This window comes from Porphyrobacter sp. MBR-49, from assembly GCF_053628655.1.
In genome coordinates, this window is record NZ_JBRJGU010000003.1 from 185,431 (window position 1) to 207,242 (window position 21,812).

At 64.1% G+C, this 21,812-nt stretch carries 20 protein-coding genes and 1 tRNA gene; 18 read left to right on the top strand and 3 right to left on the bottom strand.

Features of this window, described 5'->3' with window-relative positions:
• Positions 1 to 21 precede the first annotated feature (21 nt).
• The 16 genes from mraY (at position 22) to ACSSV3_RS05435 (ending at position 17,709) form a co-directional block, all read left to right on the top strand.
• Positions 22 to 1,092, top strand: a complete 1,071-nt coding sequence (gene mraY, locus ACSSV3_RS05360; RefSeq protein ID WP_354322752.1) for a phospho-N-acetylmuramoyl-pentapeptide-transferase — start codon at positions 22 to 24, stop codon at positions 1,090 to 1,092.
• A gap of 14 nt (positions 1,093 to 1,106) precedes the next feature.
• The gene (murD, locus tag ACSSV3_RS05365; RefSeq protein WP_354322753.1) at positions 1,107 to 2,480 is read left to right on the top strand and encodes a UDP-N-acetylmuramoyl-L-alanine--D-glutamate ligase; all 1,374 of its coding nucleotides are present in this window, start codon (positions 1,107 to 1,109) and stop codon (positions 2,478 to 2,480) included.
• Positions 2,477 to 3,706: an FtsW/RodA/SpoVE family cell cycle protein gene (locus tag ACSSV3_RS05370; protein WP_354322755.1), complete on the top strand. Its 1,230-nt coding sequence runs from the start codon at positions 2,477 to 2,479 to the stop codon at positions 3,704 to 3,706. The genes murD and ACSSV3_RS05370 overlap by 4 nt, the downstream gene beginning before the upstream one ends.
• A complete protein-coding gene (gene murG / locus ACSSV3_RS05375) occupies positions 3,703 to 4,926 on the top strand; it encodes an undecaprenyldiphospho-muramoylpentapeptide beta-N-acetylglucosaminyltransferase (protein WP_354322757.1) in 1,224 nt (407 codons plus the stop codon). Before ACSSV3_RS05370 ends, murG begins: the two co-directional genes overlap by 4 nt.
• Complete coding sequence (gene murC, locus ACSSV3_RS05380; RefSeq protein ID WP_354322758.1) at positions 4,923 to 6,356, top strand: UDP-N-acetylmuramate--L-alanine ligase; 1,434 nt, start codon at positions 4,923 to 4,925, stop codon at positions 6,354 to 6,356. Before murG ends, murC begins: the two co-directional genes overlap by 4 nt.
• Entirely contained in the window at positions 6,353 to 7,318 is a 966-nt protein-coding gene (murB, locus tag ACSSV3_RS05385) for a UDP-N-acetylmuramate dehydrogenase (protein WP_354322760.1), read from the top strand. The genes murC and murB overlap by 4 nt, the downstream gene beginning before the upstream one ends.
• The gene (locus tag ACSSV3_RS05390) at positions 7,315 to 8,307 is read left to right on the top strand and encodes a D-alanine--D-alanine ligase (RefSeq protein ID WP_354322761.1); all 993 of its coding nucleotides are present in this window, start codon (positions 7,315 to 7,317) and stop codon (positions 8,305 to 8,307) included. The genes murB and ACSSV3_RS05390 overlap by 4 nt, the downstream gene beginning before the upstream one ends.
• Complete coding sequence (locus tag ACSSV3_RS05395) at positions 8,285 to 9,208, top strand: cell division protein FtsQ/DivIB (protein ID WP_354322763.1); 924 nt, start codon at positions 8,285 to 8,287, stop codon at positions 9,206 to 9,208. The genes ACSSV3_RS05390 and ACSSV3_RS05395 overlap by 23 nt, the downstream gene beginning before the upstream one ends.
• Positions 9,208 to 10,542, top strand: coding sequence for a cell division protein FtsA (ftsA, locus tag ACSSV3_RS05400; RefSeq protein WP_354322764.1), 1,335 nt, complete (start codon positions 9,208 to 9,210; stop codon positions 10,540 to 10,542). The genes ACSSV3_RS05395 and ftsA overlap by 1 nt, the downstream gene beginning before the upstream one ends.
• 157 nt (positions 10,543 to 10,699) lie before the next feature.
• Complete coding sequence (gene ftsZ / locus ACSSV3_RS05405; RefSeq protein WP_354322766.1) at positions 10,700 to 12,448, top strand: cell division protein FtsZ; 1,749 nt, start codon at positions 10,700 to 10,702, stop codon at positions 12,446 to 12,448.
• Between the two features lie 127 nt (positions 12,449 to 12,575).
• Positions 12,576 to 14,018, top strand: a complete 1,443-nt coding sequence (locus ACSSV3_RS05410; protein ID WP_354322767.1) for an SPOR domain-containing protein — start codon at positions 12,576 to 12,578, stop codon at positions 14,016 to 14,018.
• 161 nt (positions 14,019 to 14,179) lie between these two features.
• Positions 14,180 to 14,686: a YbjN domain-containing protein gene (locus ACSSV3_RS05415; protein ID WP_454184763.1), complete on the top strand. Its 507-nt coding sequence runs from the start codon at positions 14,180 to 14,182 to the stop codon at positions 14,684 to 14,686.
• A 15-nt stretch (positions 14,687 to 14,701) separates the two neighbouring features.
• Entirely contained in the window at positions 14,702 to 15,505 is an 804-nt protein-coding gene (locus ACSSV3_RS05420) for a pyrroline-5-carboxylate reductase family protein (protein ID WP_354322769.1), read from the top strand.
• 139 nt (positions 15,506 to 15,644) lie between these two features.
• The gene (locus ACSSV3_RS05425; RefSeq protein ID WP_354322770.1) at positions 15,645 to 16,388 is read left to right on the top strand and encodes a Bax inhibitor-1/YccA family protein; all 744 of its coding nucleotides are present in this window, start codon (positions 15,645 to 15,647) and stop codon (positions 16,386 to 16,388) included.
• A 193-nt stretch (positions 16,389 to 16,581) separates the two neighbouring features.
• Positions 16,582 to 17,529 (top strand): hypothetical protein, encoded by a 948-nt coding sequence (locus tag ACSSV3_RS05430; protein ID WP_354322771.1) that lies wholly within the window; start codon positions 16,582 to 16,584, stop codon positions 17,527 to 17,529.
• Positions 17,530 to 17,633: 104 nt separating this feature from the next.
• Positions 17,634 to 17,709: transfer RNA gene (locus ACSSV3_RS05435), tRNA-Ala, on the top strand.
• Positions 17,710 to 17,825: 116 nt separating this feature from the next.
• Here the strand turns inward: ACSSV3_RS05435 and merA are convergent.
• From merA to ACSSV3_RS05450, 3 genes are read right to left on the bottom strand one after another with little or no spacing between them, the layout of a single operon-like run.
• Positions 17,826 to 19,250, bottom strand: a complete 1,425-nt coding sequence (merA, locus tag ACSSV3_RS05440; protein WP_354322772.1) for a mercury(II) reductase — start codon at positions 19,248 to 19,250, stop codon at positions 17,826 to 17,828.
• A 20-nt stretch (positions 19,251 to 19,270) separates the two neighbouring features.
• Complete coding sequence (locus ACSSV3_RS05445) at positions 19,271 to 19,594, bottom strand: heavy-metal-associated domain-containing protein (RefSeq protein WP_354322773.1); 324 nt, start codon at positions 19,592 to 19,594, stop codon at positions 19,271 to 19,273.
• A gap of 14 nt (positions 19,595 to 19,608) precedes the next feature.
• The gene (locus ACSSV3_RS05450; RefSeq protein WP_354322774.1) at positions 19,609 to 20,004 is read right to left on the bottom strand and encodes a mercuric transporter MerT family protein; all 396 of its coding nucleotides are present in this window, start codon (positions 20,002 to 20,004) and stop codon (positions 19,609 to 19,611) included.
• Positions 20,005 to 20,080: 76 nt separating this feature from the next.
• On the opposite strand from ACSSV3_RS05450, the gene ACSSV3_RS05455 reads away from it, so the two are divergent.
• Positions 20,081 to 20,488, top strand: coding sequence for a MerR family transcriptional regulator (locus ACSSV3_RS05455; RefSeq protein WP_354322775.1), 408 nt, complete (start codon positions 20,081 to 20,083; stop codon positions 20,486 to 20,488).
• A gap of 151 nt (positions 20,489 to 20,639) precedes the next feature.
• Positions 20,640 to 21,806, top strand: a complete 1,167-nt coding sequence (locus ACSSV3_RS05460) for a beta-ketoacyl-ACP synthase III (RefSeq protein ID WP_354322776.1) — start codon at positions 20,640 to 20,642, stop codon at positions 21,804 to 21,806.
• Positions 21,807 to 21,812: the final 6 nt, after the last annotated feature.

The following is a 21,812-nucleotide window of genomic DNA, read 5'->3' on the forward strand; positions in this document are numbered from 1 at the left end:
CGGGCGCCGAGGAACGATTAAATGCTCTATCTGCTTGCCGAGTGGCTTGGCTTCGAAGGCATCTTCAATCTGGTGCGCTACCAGAGCTTTCGCGCCGGGGCGACGCTGATGACAGCGTTGCTGATCGGCCTTGTAATCGGCCCGCGCTTCATCAACCTTTTGCGCGTGCGGCAGGGCAAGGGCCAGCCGATCCGCGAAGACGGGCCGCAAACCCATTTCGCCAAGCGCGGCACTCCCACGATGGGCGGGTTGATGATCCTGACCGCGCTGACGCTGTCGCTGCTGTTGTGGATGGATTTGGAAAGCCCGTTTGTCTGGGCCTGTCTGGCGGTGACAATCGGGTTCGGTTTCATCGGTTTCCTTGATGATTATGACAAGGTATCGAAGAACAGCCACGCAGGCGTTTCGGCGCGGGTGCGGTTGGCGCTGGAATTCGTGGTGGCCGGGGTGGCGAGCTACCTGATCGTCAGCCAGATCAACACCAACCTCTATCTGCCGTTTCTGACCGGCGTCAGCATCCCGCTCGGCCCGGCCTATTACGTGTTTGCCGCGTTTGTGATTGTGGGCGCGGGCAATGCGGTCAACCTGACCGATGGGCTGGACGGGCTGGCGATCATGCCGGTGATTATCGCTGCCGGCACCTTTGCGATCATCGCCTATCTGGTGGGACGGACTGATTTCAGCAGCTATCTTGGCATCCCGCACGTGCCCGGAGCGGGCGAGTTGGCGATTTTCTGCGCGGCGATCATGGGCGCGGGGCTGGCGTTCCTGTGGTTCAACGCGCCGCCCGCTGCGGTGTTCATGGGCGATACCGGATCGCTGGCCCTTGGCGGGGCGCTGGGCGCGATCGCGGTGGCTTCGCACCATGAAGTTGTGCTCGCCATCGTCGGCGGGCTATTCGTGCTTGAGGCGGTGTCGGTGATCGTGCAGGTGTTTTGGTTCAAGCGCACCGGCAAGCGAGTGTTCCGCATGGCCCCGATCCACCATCATTTTGAACAGCTCGGCTGGAGCGAAAGCAAGGTCGTGATCCGGTTCTGGATCATCGCTATCGTGCTCGCGATGATCGGCCTGTCGACGCTGAAGCTGCGGTAAGGGGCGATGCGCGCGTGATCACCTCCCCCGCCTTTGCCGGTCAACGCTTTGCGGTGCTGGGCCTCGCCCGATCGGGCGCTGCGGCGGCTGAGGCGTTGATGGCCAGCGGGGCAGAGGTGGTCGCGTGGGATCGGCAGGACGTGGCGCGCGCGCCGTTTGAAGGCCGTTGCCAGTTGGTCGATCCGCTGGAGCTTGACCTGACTGGGTTTGCGGGCGTGATCGTGTCGCCCGGCGTGCCATTGAACACCCATCCGATCGGGCCCCATGCGTGGCAATATGGCCTGCCGGTGATCGGCGATATCGAGCTATTTGCGATGGCACGGGCAAGCCTGCCGCCGCACAAGGTGGTCGGCATCACTGGCACCAACGGCAAATCGACTACCACCGCGCTGGTGCATCACATCCTGACCGAAGCTGGCGTGCCATCGGTTATGGGCGGCAATATTGGTGAGGCGATTCTGGCGCAGGAACCCTTGGCCGAAAAAGGCGTCTATGTGCTCGAACTGTCGAGTTTCCAGCTCGATCTCACCTTCACGCTCGATTGCGATGTCGCCGCGCTGACCAACATCACCCCCGATCACCTTGATCGCTATGCCGGGTTTGCCGCCTATGCCGCGTCCAAGGAACGCCTGTTTGCGATGCAGGAAACCGGCACCGCGCTGATCTGCGATGAGGATGCCCCGACCAGCGCGATTGCCGATCGCATCGCCGCAGCGGGCAAGCCGGTCGTGCGGGTCAAGACCGATGATCTGGCGGCCGCCGGGTTTGCCGAAGGGCGTTCGCCCTCGCTCGCCGGGCCGCATAATGCCCAGAACGCGGCGGTGGCGGTTGCCATCTGCCGCCAGCTTGGCCTGAACGATGCGACCATCGCCCACGGGCTCGCCTCCTACCGCGGCCTGCCGCACCGGATGGAGCGGGTGTGCGACGTCAATGGCGTGGTCTATATCAATGACAGCAAGGCGACCAACGCCGCCTCTGCCGCCCCGGCCTTGGCCGCGTTCACGCCCGATGCAGCCATCAATGACGGCGCGCCGCGCATCCACTGGATCGTTGGCGGCCTGCCCAAGGAAGATGGGCTGGGCGCCTGCGGTGATCACCTTGGCAATGTCGCGGCGGCCTATACCGTGGGTGAGGCTGGGCCGGTATTTGCCGACCTGCTCGAAGGGCGCGTCCGGGTTGAACGCTGCGAACTCATCAGCGAAGCCGTGCGCCGTGCTGCCGAGGCCGCGCGGCCGGGAGAGGTGGTGCTGTTGTCCCCTGCCTGCGCCAGCTATGACCAGTTCCGCGATTACGAAAAGCGCGGGCACCATTTCCGCCAGATGGTTGGTGCGATCACCGGCTGCGATACTGGCACAGGTGGCGCTGCAAGCCGGAGCCCCTTGCCATGACCGCGCCGACCTATACCGCAGCGGCGCGCGGACGCAGCAATTCGCTCACCCCGGTTTCGATCCAGCGCCGCTGGCGTGATGCCCTGCGCATCTGGTGGAGCGAAATCGACAAGGTGTTGCTGGCGCTGATCGTTACCCTGATGGCGGTCGGCATCGTCGCGGTGGCCGCCGCGTCACCTGCCAGCGCCGATCAGCTTTCGACCGCCACAGTCACGCTCGACGAATTCATGTTTTTCAAACGCCACATCGTGTTTCAGCTGATGGGCCTGACGCTGATGATCGGGTTGTCGTTTGCCAGCCGGGATCAGGCACGCCGCATCGGCATTCTGGTCGGAGCGATCATGCTGGCGCTGATGTTTCTGGTGCCGATCATCGGTGAGGAAAAAAACGGCGCGCGGCGCTGGATCAATCTGGGCATGTCGCTGCAACCGTCGGAGTTTCTCAAGCCCGGCTTTGCGATCATCTGCGCGTGGATTTTAAGCTGGCGGCTGCGCGATCCCGGCCTGCCGGTGATTCTTTATGTCAGCGCGCTGATGGCGCTTATCGCCGGATTGCTGATGTCGCAGCCCAATCTGGGAGATGCGATCCTGTTTGCGGGCATCTGGCTGGTGATGGTGTTGCTGGCGGGCATCCCCTGGCAACGCATCGGCGCAGTGATCGCACTGGGCACGGGCGCTTTGACGCTGGCCTATTTCTTCTACGACAATGCCCGCCACCGGATTGACGGGTTTCTGGGCGGCGGCACCGCGTTCGATCAGGTTGACCTAGCGCAGCGCACGCTGACAGCGGGCGGGTGGACGGGCAGCGGCTTGTGGCTCGGCATCCGCAAGATGAACCTGCCCGAAGCCCACACTGATTATATTTTCTCCGTGATTGGTGAGGAATTCGGGCTGATCATCTGCGCCCTGATCGTATTGTTATATTGCGGGTTGGTGCTGCGCGCGTTGATGCGGTTGGTGAATGAAGACAACCTGTTCGCGCTGCTCGCCGGTGCGGGGCTGATCACCCAATTCGGCGGGCAGGCCTTCATCAACATTCTGGTGAACCTCAAACTGTTCCCGTCCAAGGGGATGACTTTGCCGCTGATATCCTATGGCGGATCATCGACACTGGCGGTGTGCTTCACGCTTGGGCTATTGCTGGCGATCACCCGGCGCAATCCGTTCCTCGCTCGTGAGGGCGGCGGATTGCGCGGGTTGATCGATCGCAAGGAGGAACGCGCATGACCAGCCAGATACCGACAGGCGCGTCACGCCATTTCGTGTTGGCGGCGGGCGGCACCGGCGGGCACCTGATCCCGGCCTTCGCGCTGGCGGCAGAACTGCACGAGCGCGGGCACCACGTCGCGCTGATCACCGATGAACGCGGGGCGAATATCCCCGGCAAGCCCGATTACCTGACCGCCCACGTGTTGCCCGCAGGCCGGTTTGGCAAGAACCCGCTGGGCTGGCCTGCGGGTGTGCGTGCTGTGCTCGAAGGGCGGCGCATGGCGCTGCGGCTGTTTGACGCGTTCGAGCCTTCGGCCATCGTCGGCTTTGGTGGCTATCCCGCGCTGCCCGCACTGCTGGCGGCGACGGCGGCGGGGTTGCCGAGCGTGGTGCACGAACAGAACGCGGTGCTGGGCCGGGTCAACCGGCTGCTGGCGGGCCGGGTCGATGGAATCGCGACGTCTTATGCCAAGGTTGACCGGCTGAACCCGAAACACGCCGACAAGGTGCACCTGACCGGCAACCCGGTGCGCGCCGATGTGGGCGCTTTACGCGAACAGGATTTCCCCGCCTTTACCGAAGACAGCCTGCTGCGCATCCTTGTTACCGGCGGCAGTCAGGGCGCACGGGTCTTGTCCGAGGTCGTGCCCGATGGATTGGCGATGCTGCCCCCGGCGCTGCGTCAGCGTTTGCAAGTGACCCAGCAATGCCGCGCAGAGGATATCGACGCGGTGCGGGCGCGCTACGCCGAACATGATATTCCCGCCGAACTCGGCACCTATTTTGAAGATATGCACGAACGGCTGGCGGACGCGCATCTGTTTATCGGGCGCGCTGGCGCTTCGACCATTGCCGAGCTGACGGCGGTCGGGCGGCCCGCGATCCTGATCCCGCTGCCGATTGCGACCGACGACCATCAGGCCGCCAACACCCGCGAGATGGTCAAGGCGGGCGGAGCGCGGATGATCCGGCAGGCTGCGTTCCAGCCGAAAGAACTGGCCAAGCAGATACAGGCGATGGCGATGAACCCCGCCAGCCTCGCCAATGCGGCGCATTGTGCGTTCAATTGCGGGCGGCCCGATGCGGCGAAGGACTTGGCCGATCTGGTCGAAAGCATGAGCGGGATTGATCTGATGGACGTGATCCGGGTGGGAGAGGGCGCGCCCCGCGCCGCGCAAACCGCCACGCGCCCGCAGACCGCAACCCGCAAGGCTGCCAAGGACAGGGCCTACCCATGAAGGGTGTTGGAACCGATATCGGCACCATCCACTTCGTCGGCATCGGCGGGATCGGGATGTCCGGCATTGCCGAGGTGATGCGCAACCTTGGCTATACCGTGCAGGGCAGCGACATCGCCGAAGGGGCGAGCGTAGAACGCCTGCGCGCGCGCGGGATTACCGTGCATATCGGCCACGCGCGGGAGAATGTGGAGGGCGCGGCGGTCGTCGTCACCTCGACCGCGGTGCGCCGCACCAATCCCGAAGTTGCCGCCGCGCTGGAAAACCGCATCCCGGTGGTGCGCCGCGCGGAAATGCTGGCGGAACTGATGCGGCTCAAATCCACCGTCGCGGTGGCGGGCACGCATGGCAAAACCACCACCACCAGCATGATCGCGACCTTGCTGGATGCAGGCGGGGTCGATCCCACCGTCATCAATGGCGGGATCATCGAACAATATGGTTCGAACGCGCGGCTGGGCGATTCCGATTGGATGGTGGTTGAAGCCGACGAAAGCGATGGCAGCTTCCTGCGATTGGACGGCACCATTGCGGTCGTCACCAATATCGATCCCGAACACTTGGATCACTACGGCGATTTTGATGGGGTGAAACGCGCGTTTGTGGAGTTCATCCACAATGTCCCGTTCTACGGCGCGGCGGTCTTGTGCATCGATCACGCCGAAGTGCAAGCGGTGATCGGGCAGGTGCGCGATCGCAAGGTGGTGACTTACGGCTTCTCGCTGCAAGCCGACATCTGCGGGGTCAATGTGCGCAGCAGCGCAGGCGGGAACACCTTCGATGTGATCGTGCGTCAGCGCGGGGCGGAGGACAGGCGCATCGAAGGCGTGCACCTGCCGATGCCGGGGCGGCACAATGTCCAGAATGCACTCGCCGCGATTGCGGTGGCGATTGAAATGGGCTGCTCTGACGAAGTGATCCGCACCGGCTTTGCCCGGTTTGGCGGGGTGCGGCGGCGCTTCACCAAGGTTGGCAGCGTGGCGGTGGATGGCGGCGCGGCGACGATCATCGATGATTACGCCCACCACCCGGTTGAAATCCGCGCGGTGCTTTCCGCCGCGCGTGAGGCTGTTTCAGGCACGGAAGGCCGCGTGATCGCGGTCGCCCAGCCGCATCGCTATTCGCGGCTCAATGATCTGATGGAGGCGTTCCAGTCCTGCTTTGACGATGCCGATATCGCCTATGTCGCCCCGGTCTATTCTGCGGGTGAGGAGCCGTTGCCCGGTATCGATCACGCTGCGCTGGTCGCAGGGATGAAGGCGCGCGGGCACCGGGCGGCGCGGGTGATCGACGGAGCCGATACGCTTGCCCAAGCGCTGGCGGACGAACTCGCGCCCGGCGATATGGTTTTGTGCCTTGGCGCGGGGGATATTACCCGCTGGGCGGCGGGCCTTGCCCCGGCGATTGCCGCGAAGCGAGGCGCGGCATGAACCAGCCGGGCGATGATTATGAATATGATAGCGGCGCGGCCCCGACCTGCGCGGTTGATGGTGCGGTTGCCGCGCCCATCCCGCTCGAAGGCATTCGCGGCAAGCTGACCTGCAAGGCACCGCTTGCGCCCTATGTCTGGTTCAAGACCGGCGGCGCGGCGGACTGGTTGTTTGAACCGGCGGATCTGGATGATCTCAAGACCTTTCTCGAACGGCTTGGCGGGGAAATCCCGGTGATGGCGCTGGGCCTCGGATCAAACATGATTATCCGCGATGGCGGGGTTCCCGGCGTGGTGGTGCGGCTGGGCAAGGCGTTTGCGGGCTGCGCGGTGACGGGCGAAAACGAGCTTACCTGCGGCGGCGGGGCGAGCGGCATTCTGGTCGCCTCCACCGCGCGCGACAATGGCATTGCGGGGCTGGAGTTCCTGCGCGGCATCCCCGGTACGGTCGGCGGGTTTGTGCGCATGAACGGCGGGGCTTACGGGCGCGAGGTGGCCGATATTCTCGTCACCTGCGACGTGATTTTGCCCGATGGCGAGTTGGTGACGCTGCCGGCGGATGACCTTGGCTATACCTATCGCCATTCGGCGCTGCCTGACGGGGCGATTGTGGTTTCAGCGCGGCTGCGCGGCCACCCCGGCGATCCCAAAGAAATCGGCGCGGAGATGAACCGCATCGCCGCCGCGCGCGAAGAATCGCAGCCCTTGCGCACCAAGACCGGCGGTTCGACCTTCAAGAACCCTGCTGGCATGAAAGCGTGGCAGCTGGTCGATGAGGCCGGATGCCGGGGGTTGACGCTTGGCGGGGCGCAGGTCAGCGAAAAGCACACCAATTTCCTCATCAACACCGGCACCGCCACCAGCGCCGATATCGAAGGGCTGGGCGAATTGGTGCGTGAAAAGGTCTATGCGAACTCGGGCGTGAGCCTCGAATGGGAAATCCAGCGGGTGGGGCGGCCATGAGTTTCGACACCCCCCTCCACGTTGCAGTCCTGATGGGCGGTTGGGCGAACGAACGCGAAGTCTCGCTCTCCAGCGGCGCGGGCGTCGCCGATGCGCTGGAAAGCAAGGGCCACCGCGTCACCCGCATCGATATGGGGCGTGATGTTGCGCTGCGGCTGGCCGAGGCGAAACCCGATGTCGTGTTCAACGCACTCCACGGCGTTCCGGGCGAGGATGGCAGCGTGCAGGGGATGCTCGATCTGATGGGGCTGGCCTATACGCACTCAGGCCTCGCCACCTCGGTGATTGCGATTGACAAGCAGCTGACCAAACAGGCGCTCGTCCCCCACGGCATACCGATGCCCGGCGGGCGGATTGTCACCTGCGAGGAACTGTTCGAACGCGACCCGCTGCCGCGCCCCTATGTGCTCAAGCCCGTCAACGAAGGATCGTCGGTCGGCGTCGCCATCATCACCGAGGGTAGCAATGTCGGCAACCCGATCAGCCGCGATGCGAAAGGCCCGTGGCAGGAATTTTCCGAACTGCTCGCCGAACCCTTCATCAAGGGCCGCGAGTTGACTTCGGCGGTGATAGACAGCGCGCAAGGCCCGCGCGCGCTCGGCGTCACCGAACTCGTGATCGAAAACGGTTTCTACGATTACGAGCACAAATACACCGCCGGGCGCACGCAGCACATTTTCCCCGCGCAACTGCCGCCCGAAATCACCGCCCTTTGCGAACATTACGCGGTGCGCGCGCATCAGGTGCTGGGTTGCCACGGCACCAGCCGCACCGATTTCCGCTGGGACGACGAAGCGGGCGAGGCGGGGCTGTTCGTGCTGGAAACCAACACCCAGCCGGGGATGACCCCGCTCAGCCTCGTCCCCGAACAGGCGGCGCATTGCGGCATTCCCTATGCCGATCTGGTCGAAATGCTGGTGGCAGAGGCGCTGCGGGTGCACGCGCTGAAACAGGCAGGAGGATCGCATGGCGCAGCAGATCCGGCGTAATGGCACCACCGGGGTGCGCCGCGCCGCCAAGGCGCAGAGCCGCAGCCTGACCGCGCGCCGCGCGCAAGGGCGGGCAAGCCGGTTCCTCGATTGGCTGATGGGCCTGCTGCCGTTCACCGAAGACCAATGGAGCCGCATCTGGCTCGCTATGATCATCGGCGGCGCGGTGGGGATCGCCTTCGTTATCGCTAGCCTCGCCGGTGTGCCTGCGCTGGCCGAAGCGCAGGTGGCGCGGATTGCCGCCGATGCGGGCTTTGAAGTGCGCAACGTGCGCGTCACCGGCACGTCCCGCATGGACGAACAGCAGGTCTATGCCCGCGCGCTTGCCCAGCGCAATCAGGCGATGCCCGATGTGGATATTGCCGCCCTGCGCGCCGAATTGCGTGCACTGCCGTGGGTCGAGGACGCGCGGGTTTCAATCCAGCTGCCGCACACGCTCGCCATCGATATCGTCGAACGCACGCCCCACGCGGTGCTGGAAAAGGCCGACCGGCTGGTGTTGATCGACGCGGGCGGGGTTGAGCTTGAACCGATCAGCGCGGACAAGGCCAAGGGAATGCTGCACCTGTCCGGGCCGGGGGCTGCCAAGCAGGCCCGCAATCTGGAACAATTGATCGCCGCCGCGCCCGCGCTTGGCCCGCAGGTCGAAGCCGCCGAATGGGTCGGCAACCGCCGCTGGAACCTCACCTTCAAGACCGGGCAATTGCTCGCGCTGCCCGAAGGCGAGGTTGAGGCCGCCACTGCTCTGGTCAAATTCGCGCGGCTGGACGGGCAGAACCGCTTGCTGGGCGGCAAGGTGCTGGCCTTCGACATGCGCTCACCCCCGCGCCTGTATATGCGCCTGCCCGAAGGCGTGCGCGAAGGGCCGGTCATCGCCGCCAATGATGGAGGGGGCGAATAATGGCGTCGCGCGCTGCCCCCGCTCGCCGGCTCGCCCGCACCTTTGCGGCTGTGAATGTCGGCAGTTTCCGCATTTCTGCGATGATCATGGGCGAAACCGAAAGCGGTGAATTGCAGGTGCTGGGATCGGGCCACCGCGCCAGCGCCGGGATCAAACGCGGTTATGTCACCGATATGGAAAGCGCGACCTTCGCCATCCGCGATGCGGTGGAACGCGCCGAAAAAAGCGCCAACAGCAACGTGCGCAGCGTGTGGATCGCCTGCGCCGGGGCAGGGCTGGCGAGCAGTGTGGTCGCGGTCGATATCGAGATTGGCGGGCGGCGGATCGAGGATGAGGATGTCGAACAGCTGTTGATCCATGCGCGCGCCATGATCCAGCCTGACGGGCGCACTGTGCTGCACGCGCAGCCCGCGCATTACACGCTCGACGGCGCGCACGGGGTAGCCAATCCGCGCGGGCTCCATGCCGAACGGCTGGGGGTCGATATCCACGTGATGCTGGCCGATGGCGCGCCGGTGCGCAATCTGACCGAAGCGGTGCAGAACGCGCATCTTGAAGTTGAAGGCGTGGTTGCCGCGCCGCTGGCAGCGGGCCACGCCTGTCTGTCGGTCGAAGAACGCGAATTGGGCGTGGCGCTGGTCGAAATCGGCGCGGATGTTACCAATGTGGCGGTGTTTGCAGGCGGGATGCTGCTGGGGCTGCGGGCCTTGCCAATTGGATCGGCTGATATCACCGATGCGATAGCCAGCAGTTTCGGCATCCGCCGTTCGCAGGCGGAGCGATTGAAATGCGTCGCCGGATCGGCGGTTGCCAGCCCGGCTGATCACCGCGAACTGATCCCGGTCAGCGCGCCCGGAGAAGCAGGGGGCGAAGCCGGCGGTGACACGCCCGTCGGCCCGCTGGCGCGCGGCGCGGATGACAAGAACCGGATCGTGCGCGCCGAACTGATCTCGGTCGTCACCCAGCATCTGGAAATCCTCACAGGTGAGGTCGGCAAGGCTCTGAAGGAAATGGGATTTTCCGGCGCGCGCGCAGGGCAAGTGGTACTCACCGGCGGCGGGGCAGAAATGGCCGGGATGGCCGATTTCGTGCAGGGCGCGCTGGGGATGCCGGTGCGGCTGGGGCGACCGCCGCAGCTTGCCGGAATGCCCGAAGCGCATCACGCCCCCGGTTTTGCGACGTTGGCGGGGCTGTGCCTTTACGCCGCCGAAGACCCGGTTGATATCCGCGCAGTGGGCGCTGGGCGTGGCGGGGTCTATCGCGGTTTCGCGCGTGAAAGCGGGACGATGGCGCTTGCAACGCGGCTGTTTCGTGCGCTCAAGGAGTATTTCTGAGGTGGCTGATCATAGGTTCGCCGCGACCTGTCACCTGACCGAGCATTGTGGATAAGGCCTTCGCAGCTATAAAATGTGCAACCTTATTATGTCACAGAGGAAATAAAGTGGGGCGCGCGTCGAACATTCTGATTACCTGCGCCTGGAGGGCAAGCTGATGAGCATCAATATCGGACCTGCGGTGATCGACGATATGCGTCCGCGCATCACGGTTATCGGCATTGGCGGCGCGGGCGGAAACGCCATCGCCAACATGATCCAAGCTGAGATTGAAGGCGTCGAATTCATCGTCGCCAACACTGATGCGCAGGCGCTGAGCACCTCGCCAGCGGAACGCCGCATCCAGCTTGGCCCCGAAATCACCGGCGGCCTTGGGGCAGGTGCGCGGCCCGAAGTTGGCAAAGCCGCTGCTGAGGAAACCGTTGCCGAAGTCGAAAGGGCGCTCGAAGGCGTCAACATGTGCTTCATCGCGGCGGGCATGGGCGGGGGCACCGGCACCGGGGCCGCGCCGGTCATCGCCGAAGCCGCGCGCCGCATGGGCGTGCTGACAGTAGGCGTCGTCACCAAACCGTTCCTGTTCGAAGGCACGCGCCGGATGCGCGCCGCCGAAGCCGGGATTGCCGAACTGCAAGACCATGTCGACACGCTGATCGTCATCCCCAACCAGAACCTGTTTCTGGTCGCCAAGGCTGAAACCACTTTCAAGGAAGCGTTCCAGCTTGCTGACGAAGTGCTGCAGCAGGGCGTGCGCTCGATCACCGATCTGATGGTGATGCCGGGCCTCATCAACCTCGATTTTGCCGACGTGCGATCGGTCATGAGCGAGATGGGCAAGGCGATGATGGGCACGGGTGAGGGTGAGGGAGAAAACCGCGCGCTCGAAGCCGCCGAACAGGCGATCGCCAATCCGCTGCTCGACGGGGTGAGCATGGCCGGTGCCAAGGGCGTCATCATCTCGATCATCGGCGGCGAGGATATGCGCCTGCTCGAAGTCGACGAGGCCGCTAACCACATCCGCGAACTGGTTGATGAAGATGCCAACATCATCTGGGGCAGCGCCTTCAATCCCGATCTGCAGGGCAAGATCCGCGTTTCGGTGGTCGCCACCGGGATCGAACAGAGCGCCGCTGGTGCGGTTGAACGTTCGCAGCCGGTATCGCTCGGCGTTTCGCGCGCGCCCAAGCGACCGGTGCTGGAACTGTCCGAAGACGATGGGCTGATGGAACTGCCGTCCGAAGAGACCGAACAGCCTGCCGCCGCTGCTCCTGTCATCCCCGCGTTTGAACTGACCCCGCCCGAAATGTCGCCTGCGGCTTATTCGGATGAGGACGGGGACGAGGATGAGGCGCTGGAGCTTGCCGATGAGGCAGAGGAGCAACCGGCAGTTGCTGCGCCGTTTGATCTTAGCGGGATGCAGGAATCAGATGGTTACGCCGATGAATATGATGACGATGTCGATGGCATTGTCGATCCGCTCGCCGGACTTCGCAGCGATGAAGATGAGGGCCTTGGCTCCGATTCGTCCCAAGCCGCCCCGGCGGTATCGGGCGAAGATGATGACGCGCTTGAACTCGGCGAAGAATACGCACCCTACACCGATGCAGAGGACGAACCCGATGCAAGGGGCGGGCCGGTGCAGGATGATCTGCTTGCCAATGCCGACCGGCTGGCCGCCGAAAACCGCCCGGTCGAAGCGAAGCTGGGCGGCAATCGTCGGCGCTCGCTGCTTGGCGGTGCGGACGGTGATGGCGGCGATGCCGGTGCGGCTTCCAATGCTGGCAGCACTTTGTTTGAACGCATGGCCAACCTGTCGCGCAGCACCGCGCGCGATGACGATGATGATGGCGACGATGATGGCCCCGCGCTCAGCATCCCGCGTTTCCTCGGGCGGCAGAATAACCAGTAACCGTTGCCAGCCAGCAATTGCCGCAGGAATGCGCCCGGCGATCCATCCGGCGTATTGGCGGTGCCATTCGCCGCTTAGGCAGGCTGATGGCTCTGGCGGGCGACGGTTGGTCGGCTAAATGCAACTGATGAAAGCTGGTTTCCTTGGTTTTGCCCCGCTGACGCTGACGTTGGCGGCGGTCGCCGTGCCGTTCGTCGCATCCCCCGCAGCGGCGCAGGATGTGATCGCGCGCGAAGTGGTGCAGCCACTGCCTTCGCCCGAAGTCCAGCGCCTGAACCGCGCATTGGTCGCGCTGTCCAAGGCCCCGCGTGACCGCGATACCTTGGTTGAGGCCGGGGCGGCGGCGATGGGCGTTGATGATCTTGACGCCGCGATAGGGTTCTTTGGCCGGGCGGCGGAACTTGACCCCAACCATCCGCGTGTGGCGCAGGGGTTGGCTGGGGTTTACCTGCGATCAGGCCGCGCTGGTGAGGCTTTGGTGCAGTTTGAACGGGCGCTGGCGGCGGGGGTGCCGGCGCGTGAGGTGCTCACCGATCAGGCGCTGACGCTTGATCTGGTGGGGGAACAGGCGGCGGCGCAGGCGGCCTATACGCGCGCGCTGGAACTCGATCCGGCGAATGACGAGGCCCGCCGCAGGCTCGCGATCAGCCATGCGATTGCGGGCAACCGTGTGCAGTTTGAAGAAGCCTTGCGCCCGCTGATCGGCAATCGTGATATGGCGGCGCAGCGTGCCCGTGCCTTCGGTCTTGCGATCCTGGGCGATAGCGACCGCACGGCGGCGATTGTCGAACAGATCATGCCGCGCGATATGGCGACCCGGCTGGTGCCCTATCTCGGCTATATGCCGCGCCTGACCAAGCCGCAGCAAGCCGCCGCCGCCAACCTCGGCATTTTCCCGCGCGCTGCTGACATTGGCCGTGATGATCCACGTCTGGCCCGGTTCGCGGCAGAAGAACGCGCCGATAGCAGGCTTGCCCCGGCAGGCCCGCCGCTCGATGCGCGCACAAGGCCGCCGTCAACGCTCGCAGAACTCGTGCCGCCCGCTCCTGCCCCGGTTAAGCCTCCGGTCGCGGTGCCTGCGCCAACGCCAACGCCCGCCCCTGACCCCGCTCCCGCGCCAGCGCCGCCCCCTGCTCCACCTGCGCGGGTGGCCGATGCCTTTGCTGATCTCAGCAGCGCGGCGTTGCCCGATGCGCGGGTTGGCGGCGATGCGGTTGACCTCAGCCGTATCACCGTCAAGCGCGAAGCCCCGCCGCCGCCGCCTGAAAAGCCCAAGCCCAAAGAGCCGGTCAAACCCGTCCATCCTAGCCGCGTGTGGGTGCAGGTTGCAACCGGCCGGAACGCCAAGGCGCTGGGGTTCGATTGGCGCCGCATTTCGCGCGGCGGCGGCGATACGCTGGCCAAGCTGAAACCGCACACCACCCCTTGGGGTGAGGCGCACCGCCTGCTGGCCGGGCCGGTCGACACCCGCGAAAAGGCGCAGGCAATGGTGCGCGAGCTTAAGGGCAAGGGGATCGACAGCTTCCTCTATGTCAGCCCGGAAGGTGAAGAAATTCAGCTGGTTAAATAGTAATTTCCGGCTCTCCCCCACTTTCTTTGCACAGGCTTTGCACAGCTCTATCCGGTTCTCCCCAGCCACTGGGCGATGGCGCATTGCCAACCCCCGCGGTCGGCGTCCAAACGTGCTTCGGACGGCGTGATCGTGCCTTCCCCCCAAGCGAAAGAGCGCCGATGAGAGTGAGCAATATGGAATATTCCGCCGAGGACGATGCCGCCCCCGTCGAAATGCTCGCCAACCTGTTCGCAGCGCGTGGCTGGCCGTATGAGATGGTTTCCGACGACGAAATGAGCGGCGAGGTGCAGGGCAGCTGGACCAATTACCAGCTGCGCGCGATCTGGCGCGCTGAAGACAGTGTGCTGCAATTCCTGTGCCTGCCCGATATCCGCGTCACCGATGACAAGCGCGCGTCCGCCTATGAATTGCTGTGTCTGGTCAACGAACAGATGTGGCTGGGGCATTTCGATATCTGGTCGAACGGCGATGTGCTGCTGTATCGCCACGGCGCGTTGCTGGGCGATGACGGGCGGCTGAGCCTCGACATGGCGCAGGCGCTGGTCGAATGCGCGATCGACGAATGCGACCGGTTCTACCCGGCGTTCCAGTTTGTGCTGTGGGGCGACAAGACCCCGCGCGCGGCGCTGGAGGCGGCAATGGTTGACGCGGCGGGCGAGGCCTGAGAGGTTCGACCTCATATGATAAACCAACTTCTCATTATCGGATGCGGCAATATGGGCGGGGCCATGCTTGCCGGGTGGCTGGCGGCGGGGGCTGACCCTGCGCGGTTTGCGCTGCTCGACCCCGGCCTGCCCGCTGCGCCCGATGGCGTAACACTTTATCGCAGCGCCGATGATGCCGCAGCGGCGGGCGCGCATGACGCGGTGATGCTGGGGTTCAAACCGCAGCAATTGGGCGCGCTTGCGCCGGGATTGCAGCGACTGACCGGCAGCGGCGTTACGGTGTGTTCGCTGCTCGCCGGGATGACCTTGGCGCAGCTGGCGCAGGCGTTTCCCGATGCGGGCGGCCATGTGCGGGTGATGCCCAATCTGGCGGCGCGGATCAACAAATCGCCGGTCATCCTGCTCGAACAGGGCTTGGATGAAGCCGCCCGCACCGATCTGTTTGCACTGTATGACCTGCTCGGCAGTGCCGTGTGGCTGGACGATGAGGCGCAATTCGATCTCGTCACCGCGCTGGCCGGGTCGGGGCCGGGCTTTGTCTATCGCTTTATCGATGCGCTGGCGGGCGCGGCGATCGATCTGGGGCTGGATGCCGATACGGCTGCGCAGCTTGCGCTCGCCACGGTTGACGGCGCAGCGACGCTTGCCGCCGCAGCCGATGTCAGCCCCGCCGCGCTGGCCGACCGGGTGGCAAGCCCCGGCGGGATGACCCGCGAAGGGATGAATGTGCTCGACAATGGTGATGCCTTGCGGCGGTTGTTGGCCGAAACCTTGCGCGCCACCCGCGACAAGGGCGCGGCGCTTTCCAAGGGCGATTAACATTAACGCCCGTTAAGATGAATGAAGTGCATAGTTTGCAATCCGGTTTCGCTTGAAAAGCGCACAGGAAAGCCCGATATTGCCGATCATGGAGAGCGCGACGTTTCGCGCTTTGATTGCAAGGATTAGAGGTTTCGCAATGGCTGACTGGAAAGACACCTCGCGCGATGCGCAGCGGTTGAGCTCCGTGCCCCGCGCGGGCGGCGATGTTGCCGGCCGTGCAGGGTATGATGAGGGCCTGCGCTCATACATGCTCTCGATTTACAATTACATGACCTCGGCGGTGCTGCTGACCGGGATCGTGGCTCTGGTGGCTGCCAGCAGCGGCTTTGCCGCCGCGATGGCGGGCACTCCGTTGATGTGGGTGGTGATGCTTGCCCCGCTCGGCTTTGTGCTGGCGATGAGCTTTGGCTTGCACAAGATGAGCCGGGCGACGCTGAACATCCTGTTCTGGTCATACGCGGCCGTGATGGGCCTGTCGCTGTCAACGATCTTCCTGGTCTTCACCGGGGAATCGATCGCCGTGACCTTCTTCGCGACGGCGGGTGCCTTTGCCGGTCTCAGCCTGTGGGGTTATACCACCAAAAAGAACCTGTCCGGCTGGGGCAGCTTCCTGATTATGGGGGTGATTGGCCTTATTATCGCCAGCGTCGTCAACCTGTTCCTGCAGTCGGGCGCGATGTCGTTCGTGATCAGCGGGCTGGGCGTGCTGATTTTTGCGGGCCTCACCGCCTATGATACGCAGCGGCTGAAAATGCAGTACGAACATCTGCGCGGCACCCAGTTCATGGGCAAGGCCGTGATCATGGGCGCGCTGACGCTGTATCTCGACTTCATCAACATGTTCATGTTCCTGCTGCAGTTCCTCGGCAATCGCGAGTAGCCGCTAGTTCCGGGTCAAAACCTGACGCGGACGCTGAATATCCGATGCCCGGAACCTTTCGTCAGGTTCCGGGCATTTGCTTTGTTGCGTGACGCCGCTATCTCGCGCACTTCAGCTTTGAGCAAGCTGGCGGGCGCGATATAAGCTCGTCAAAGCGGCTGCACCGCTGACAACAAGAGAGGTTGATTGATCCATGAGCGCGGCCACCCACAAGCCTTCGTCAACGTTCCAAAGGCGCAGCGCCGCGCCGCGCGCGCCGTTCGGGTTGAAGATCACCACGGTTGCGGTCGGCAGCGCCTTGCTGGCGGCCTGCGCCACGCCCGCTCCGCCGCCGCCTCCACCGCCGCCGCCGCCCCCGCCTCAGGCCGTGGTTGAGGCCGCGCCCTATCGCCCGCTGCCGCCGGGCGGCGCGCATTACCTGATGGAGATTCCGGCCCGCGGGCCTGATGGGCGGCGCGTCACCGTCAACAGCAACCTTTCTGACGACCAACTGGTGTGGAACTTCCGTTCAGCCTGGAACGTCGCGGCGCTCAATTGCCTTGCGCCCGAATATCAGCCGATCCTTGATGGCTATCGCGCTTTTCTGAACGGCAATGTCCGGCCATTGAAGGCGGTGAATGACCGGATCGAAAAGACCTATACCAGCCGTTTCCGGGCGCGCCGTGATGCGATGGTGGCGCGCGATGGCTATACCACGCAGGTCTATAATTTCTTCGCACTGCCGCCCGCGCGCGCCGGGTTCTGCCGCGCCGCGCTTGATGTTGCCAACCGTATGCTGGCCGCGCCGCGAACCGATCCGCTCAGCTTTGCCCGCGCCAATTTTGATGTGCTGTTGATGCCGTTTGACCAGTTCTTCAACGAATACGAAGCCTATCAGCAGGCCTCTGCGCAGTGGGATGCCAAGTGGGGCGCGCAGTATGGTGCCTCGCAGCCCGGCTGGGTGGTGGTGCAACAGGCCCGCGCCAGCGGTGCCACCGTGCCCAATTTCGCCAGTATGGTCAGCCAGACGGCGGAGGCGCAGACTGTGATCGACCCGGCAACCGGCGTCGCGGTGCCGGTGATCCCGGTCACCGAAGGGTTCGTGTCGCAGCCGGTGGTGGAACCGATCACAGCCTCGCCCGGAAGCCAATCCGGCGAGTAGTGGTGCCGTGCCAGCAGCGGTAAAATCTTGCGTTGCATGGGTGCGTGCTTCGGGTTAATGCGCGCGCCTGCCTGATCGGGGTGCCCGTCAGGCCAACTTGGAACGGGGCCGTAGCTCAGATGGGAGAGCGCGTCGTTCGCAATGACGAGGTCAGGGGTTCGATCCCCCTCGGCTCCACCAGGTTGACCAGGATGCGCGGCGAGGATCGCGAACAGGCAAGGTGCTATGGAAGCGCAAGGGCAAACGGGCGTTTGAGGCCGATGATGACCTGCAATAACCATCCGCAATTGCAATCATCACCCAGCGCAGCACGATAGTTTCGCCACGTCCTTGTCAAACGTCTGCGCGGCCAGTTTCAGCCCTTCGACTGTCGTCAGGTAGGGGAAGATCGTCGCACCCAGTTCTGCCGTAGTCATGCCGTATTTGATCGCCAGCACCAGCGTCTGGATCGAATCCGCGCCTTCGGGGGCCATGATCTGCCCGCCAAGCAGGCGGTCGGTGCCCTTGTTGGCCACAAGCTTGATCATCCCGCGCGTATCGCGCGCCGCCAATGCGCGGGGCACGGCGTCGAGCGGGAGCAGCGAGGTTTTCACCTCCAGCCCCTGCGCCCGCGCCGCCGCTTCGGTCAGGCCGACGCTGGCGACCTGCGGATCGCTGAATACCACGGCGGGCATGGCGGCATTGTCATAACGGTGCTGGTTGCCGGTAACGGCATTGCGCGCGGCCAGTTTTGCCCCGTAGGCCGCCATGTAAACGAACTGGTCGCGCCCGGTGACATCGCCTGCGGCATAGATGCCGGGGACGCTGGTTTCGAGGTATTCGTCCACCACGATCCCGCCCTTGCGATCCAGCGTGATGCCGCGCCCTTCCAGCCCCATCCCATCGCTGTTGGGCTGGCGGCCGGTGGCGATCAGCACCTGCTCGGCGGCGATGACCGCGCCTGCTTCATGGCCATCGCAGGTGAGTTCGACCCCTGCGGCAGTTTGCGCAATGCCTTGATACCGCACCCCGGCACACACTCGCACGCCCTCTGCCTCCAGATAGGTTTGCAAGGCGGCGCTCAATTCTTCGTCGAGTTCGGGCAGCAGGCGGCTGCGGCAGCAGATGGTGACCTCAACCCCCAGCCGGGCAAACATCTGGCCCAGTTCCACGCCAATCACCCCGCCGCCGATCACCAGCAGCGATGTGGGCAGGCGTTCCAGCGCCAGCGCCGTGGTGCTGGTGAGGAAGGGCACGGCCTCCAGCCCTGGGATTGGCGGCACGGCGGCACGCGCGCCCATCGCCAATATGATCTTCCCCGCCTTCATCGGCGCATTGCCGACCATCAGCGCCGCACCATCAAACCGCACCTTGCCCTCGATATAGCTGACGCCTTCGTAAGCGGGCAGCAGATCGGCATATTTCTTCTGCCGCAAGTCGCCCACCAGCGCATCCTTCGATGCCGCCAGCGCGCTCCAGTCTTCAAGCTGCACAGCGCCGCCAACGCCGGGGAAGCGCGCGGCGGCGCGTCCGCCATGCACCGCCTCGGCCGCACGGATCAGCGCCTTTGACGGCACGCAGCCGACATTGACACAGGTGCCGCCGATCGTGCCGTGGCCGATCAACGCCACGCTCGCGCCGAGTTCCGCCGCCGTGATCGCAGCGGAAAAACCCGCCGATCCCGCGCCGATAACGGCCAGATCAAATCCGTCCTGCCGGGGCAGGGTGCAACAATCGTTCATGTGTTAACTTTCAACTGGCTTCAGATGGCCCGCGCCGGATAGCCCGCATTGGTCGATGCAGCGGCAATCGCAGTGGCGCTGGTGCGCTTTGGATCATAGCTGGCGCGCGCGGTCTTGGCGTCGAAATCCACTTCGACAGCGCTGACCCCGGTAACGCCTTCCATCGCCGTCCTGACGGTGATCGGACACATCGCGCAGGTCATGTTTTCGATGGCGAAAGTGGTCTGCGCCTGCGCGGCATCGGCCACCACGACGCGGTCTGCGCCGCCATTGCTGAGCGCAAGTGTCAGCCCGCCGCCAGCCAGCGCCAGAACCGCGACGCCGATCATCATTGTCTTATTCATGCGATTATTCCTTTTCAGTAAAACCAAGGTGCCCACCAGTCGATGGTGAGCGCAAGGAGCACGATGGCGAGGCCCAGCCACAGCACCGTCTTTGTGGTGCGCGCCGACTGTGGCCGCGCGCAGTAAGAGCCATCTTCGCACAGGTCTTTCGGCTTGAAATAGACGTGCCAGAAGCCATAGCTGATCAGCGCCAGCGTAACCGCGCCGACATAGGGTTTATACGGTTCCAGCGCGGTCAGATTGCTGATCCACGCGCCCGAAATGCCCACCGACACCAGCAGCAGCGGCACGATGCAGCAGGCCGAAGCCAGCCCCGCGCCGATCAGCGATCCCGTCGCCAGCCAGTTTGCCGGTTTCGGTTCCGGTATTTTGGCCGGGTTTGGCAATCCGGTTTCCGGTGTTGATGCCATATTCTGATTCCTGCCTTCCAAGTTGATGATTCGGAGTATAGTGTCTGTAGCAACCACAGGCTCAAGAGGTTTTTTCATGACCCATCAGAGTGGCATCCTGCGCGCGCAGCTGGCGCGGCTGACTGGCTGCAATCTGGAAACGATCCGCTATTATGAAAAGGTCGGACTGCTGCCCGATCCGCCGCGCAGCGCCAATGGTTACCGCGTCTATCCGCCCGATCTGGTGCAGCGGTTGCAGTTCATCATGCGCGCGCGCGATCTGGGGTTCACGATGGAGGAAATCCGCTCGCTCTTGTCCCTCACCGATGCCGGGGAGCAGACCTGCGCCGAGGTGATGGCGCGCACGCAGGATCACCTTGCCGATGTGCGGCGAAAGATTGCCGATCTACAGCGGATCGAGGTGACACTTACGAACTCGCTGGCCCAATGTTCGGGTGATACCGCACCCGATTGCCCCATATTGGACGCGCTCAACTGCGCCTGAGGTGCACCCACTTTGTTTCACGTGAAACATTGGGTCAAGTGCGGCCTAAGGCGGGTCAAGGGCATGGCAAGGCCAACCTAACCTCCACGGTTCCCGCAGTTGCTGGTCGGGCTTGCAGGCGGGCGGGGCGAGCAGTAAGGCAATGCGCCCCATGCAAGAGAGTTACATGCAGGAAACGCAATCAACCCCCGCGCTCACTGGCCGCCCGGTCATTTCTGCCACTGGCCTTTTCACGCCCACAGAGTCGATCACCAACGAAGAACTGGTGGCCAGCTTCAACGCTTTTGCCGATCGCCACAATGCCGCCAACGCGGCTGCGATTGCTGCGGGAGAAGTGGAACCCCTGCCGCATTCCTCGGTCGAATTCATCGAGAAGGCGAGCGGGATCAAAGCGCGCCATGTGATGAGCAAGGCGCCGATCCTCGATCCTGACGTGATGGCCCCGCGCTGGGATGAGCGCGGCAATGACGAAATCTCGATCATGGCCGAAATCGGCGTCGCAGCGGCGCGGGCTGCGCTGGAACGGGCCGGGCGCGACCCGCAGGATGTGGACGCGGTGCTGTGCGCAGCGTCGAATATGCAGCGCGCCTACCCCGCGATGGCGATAGAGATTCAGCAGGCGCTGGGGATCGACGGGTTCGGGTTCGACATGAATGTTGCCTGTTCTTCGGCCACCTTCGGCATTCAGACCGCCGCCGATTATATCCGTTCGGGCAACGCCAAAAGCGTGCTGGTGGTCAGCCCTGAAATCACCTCGGGCCACCTCAACTGGCGCGACCGCGATAGCCATTTCATCTTTGGCGATGTCGCCACTGCTGTGCTGGTCGAGGATGCGGCGATTGCTCCGGCGGCGCATTGGGACATCCTCGGCACCAAGCTCAAGACGGTGTTTTCCAACAACATCCGCAACAATTTCGGCTTTTTGAACCGGGCGTCGCCCGAAACCGAAGGCACTGCGGACAAGCTGTTCGTGCAAGAAGGGCGCAAGGTCTTCAAGGAAGTGGTGCCGATGGTGGCACAGATGATCCTGGATGAAGCCGCGCGACTGGGGATTGAGCCTAGCGACTTGCGGCGGCTGTGGCTGCATCAGGCCAATGCCGGGATGAACCGGCTGATTTCGCAGCGGGTTTTGGGCCACGAAGCCTCGGAGGATGAAAGCCCGACCGTGCTCGACACCTACGGCAATACTTCAAGCGCGGGGTCGATCATCGCGTTTCACCTGCATCACGATGATCTGAACGCGGGTGATACCGGGCTGATTTGCAGCTTTGGCGCGGGCTATTCGGCGGGCACGGTGTTCGTGCGCAAGGTTGGCTAGGGCCAC

Bases quoted from the DNA above. Each gene is read 5' to 3' on its own strand.
- murC (WP_354322758.1), top strand. From the start codon at position 4,923: ATGAAGGGTGTTGGAACCGATATCGGCACCATCCACTTCGTCGGCATC.
- ACSSV3_RS05430 (WP_354322771.1), top strand. From the start codon at position 16,582: ATGAGCGCGGCCACCCACAAGCCTTCGTCAACGTTCCAAAGGCGCAGC.
- merA (WP_354322772.1), bottom strand. From the start codon at position 19,250: ATGAACGATTGTTGCACCCTGCCCCGGCAGGACGGATTTGATCTGGCC.
- ACSSV3_RS05390 (WP_354322761.1), top strand. From the start codon at position 7,315: ATGAGTTTCGACACCCCCCTCCACGTTGCAGTCCTGATGGGCGGTTGG.
- ACSSV3_RS05445 (WP_354322773.1), bottom strand. From the start codon at position 19,594: ATGAATAAGACAATGATGATCGGCGTCGCGGTTCTGGCGCTGGCTGGC.
- ACSSV3_RS05420 (WP_354322769.1), top strand. From the start codon at position 14,702: ATGATAAACCAACTTCTCATTATCGGATGCGGCAATATGGGCGGGGCC.
- murB (WP_354322760.1), top strand. From the start codon at position 6,353: ATGAACCAGCCGGGCGATGATTATGAATATGATAGCGGCGCGGCCCCG.
- ACSSV3_RS05455 (WP_354322775.1), top strand. From the start codon at position 20,081: ATGACCCATCAGAGTGGCATCCTGCGCGCGCAGCTGGCGCGGCTGACT.
- ftsZ (WP_354322766.1), top strand. From the start codon at position 10,700: ATGAGCATCAATATCGGACCTGCGGTGATCGACGATATGCGTCCGCGC.
- ACSSV3_RS05450 (WP_354322774.1), bottom strand. From the start codon at position 20,004: ATGGCATCAACACCGGAAACCGGATTGCCAAACCCGGCCAAAATACCG.
- ACSSV3_RS05425 (WP_354322770.1), top strand. From the start codon at position 15,645: ATGGCTGACTGGAAAGACACCTCGCGCGATGCGCAGCGGTTGAGCTCC.
- mraY (WP_354322752.1), top strand. From the start codon at position 22: ATGCTCTATCTGCTTGCCGAGTGGCTTGGCTTCGAAGGCATCTTCAAT.
- ACSSV3_RS05410 (WP_354322767.1), top strand. From the start codon at position 12,576: ATGAAAGCTGGTTTCCTTGGTTTTGCCCCGCTGACGCTGACGTTGGCG.
- ACSSV3_RS05395 (WP_354322763.1), top strand. From the start codon at position 8,285: ATGGCGCAGCAGATCCGGCGTAATGGCACCACCGGGGTGCGCCGCGCC.
- ftsA (WP_354322764.1), top strand. From the start codon at position 9,208: ATGGCGTCGCGCGCTGCCCCCGCTCGCCGGCTCGCCCGCACCTTTGCG.
- murG (WP_354322757.1), top strand. From the start codon at position 3,703: ATGACCAGCCAGATACCGACAGGCGCGTCACGCCATTTCGTGTTGGCG.
- ACSSV3_RS05460 (WP_354322776.1), top strand. From the start codon at position 20,640: ATGCAAGAGAGTTACATGCAGGAAACGCAATCAACCCCCGCGCTCACT.
- ACSSV3_RS05415 (WP_454184763.1), top strand. From the start codon at position 14,180: ATGAGAGTGAGCAATATGGAATATTCCGCCGAGGACGATGCCGCCCCC.
- ACSSV3_RS05370 (WP_354322755.1), top strand. From the start codon at position 2,477: ATGACCGCGCCGACCTATACCGCAGCGGCGCGCGGACGCAGCAATTCG.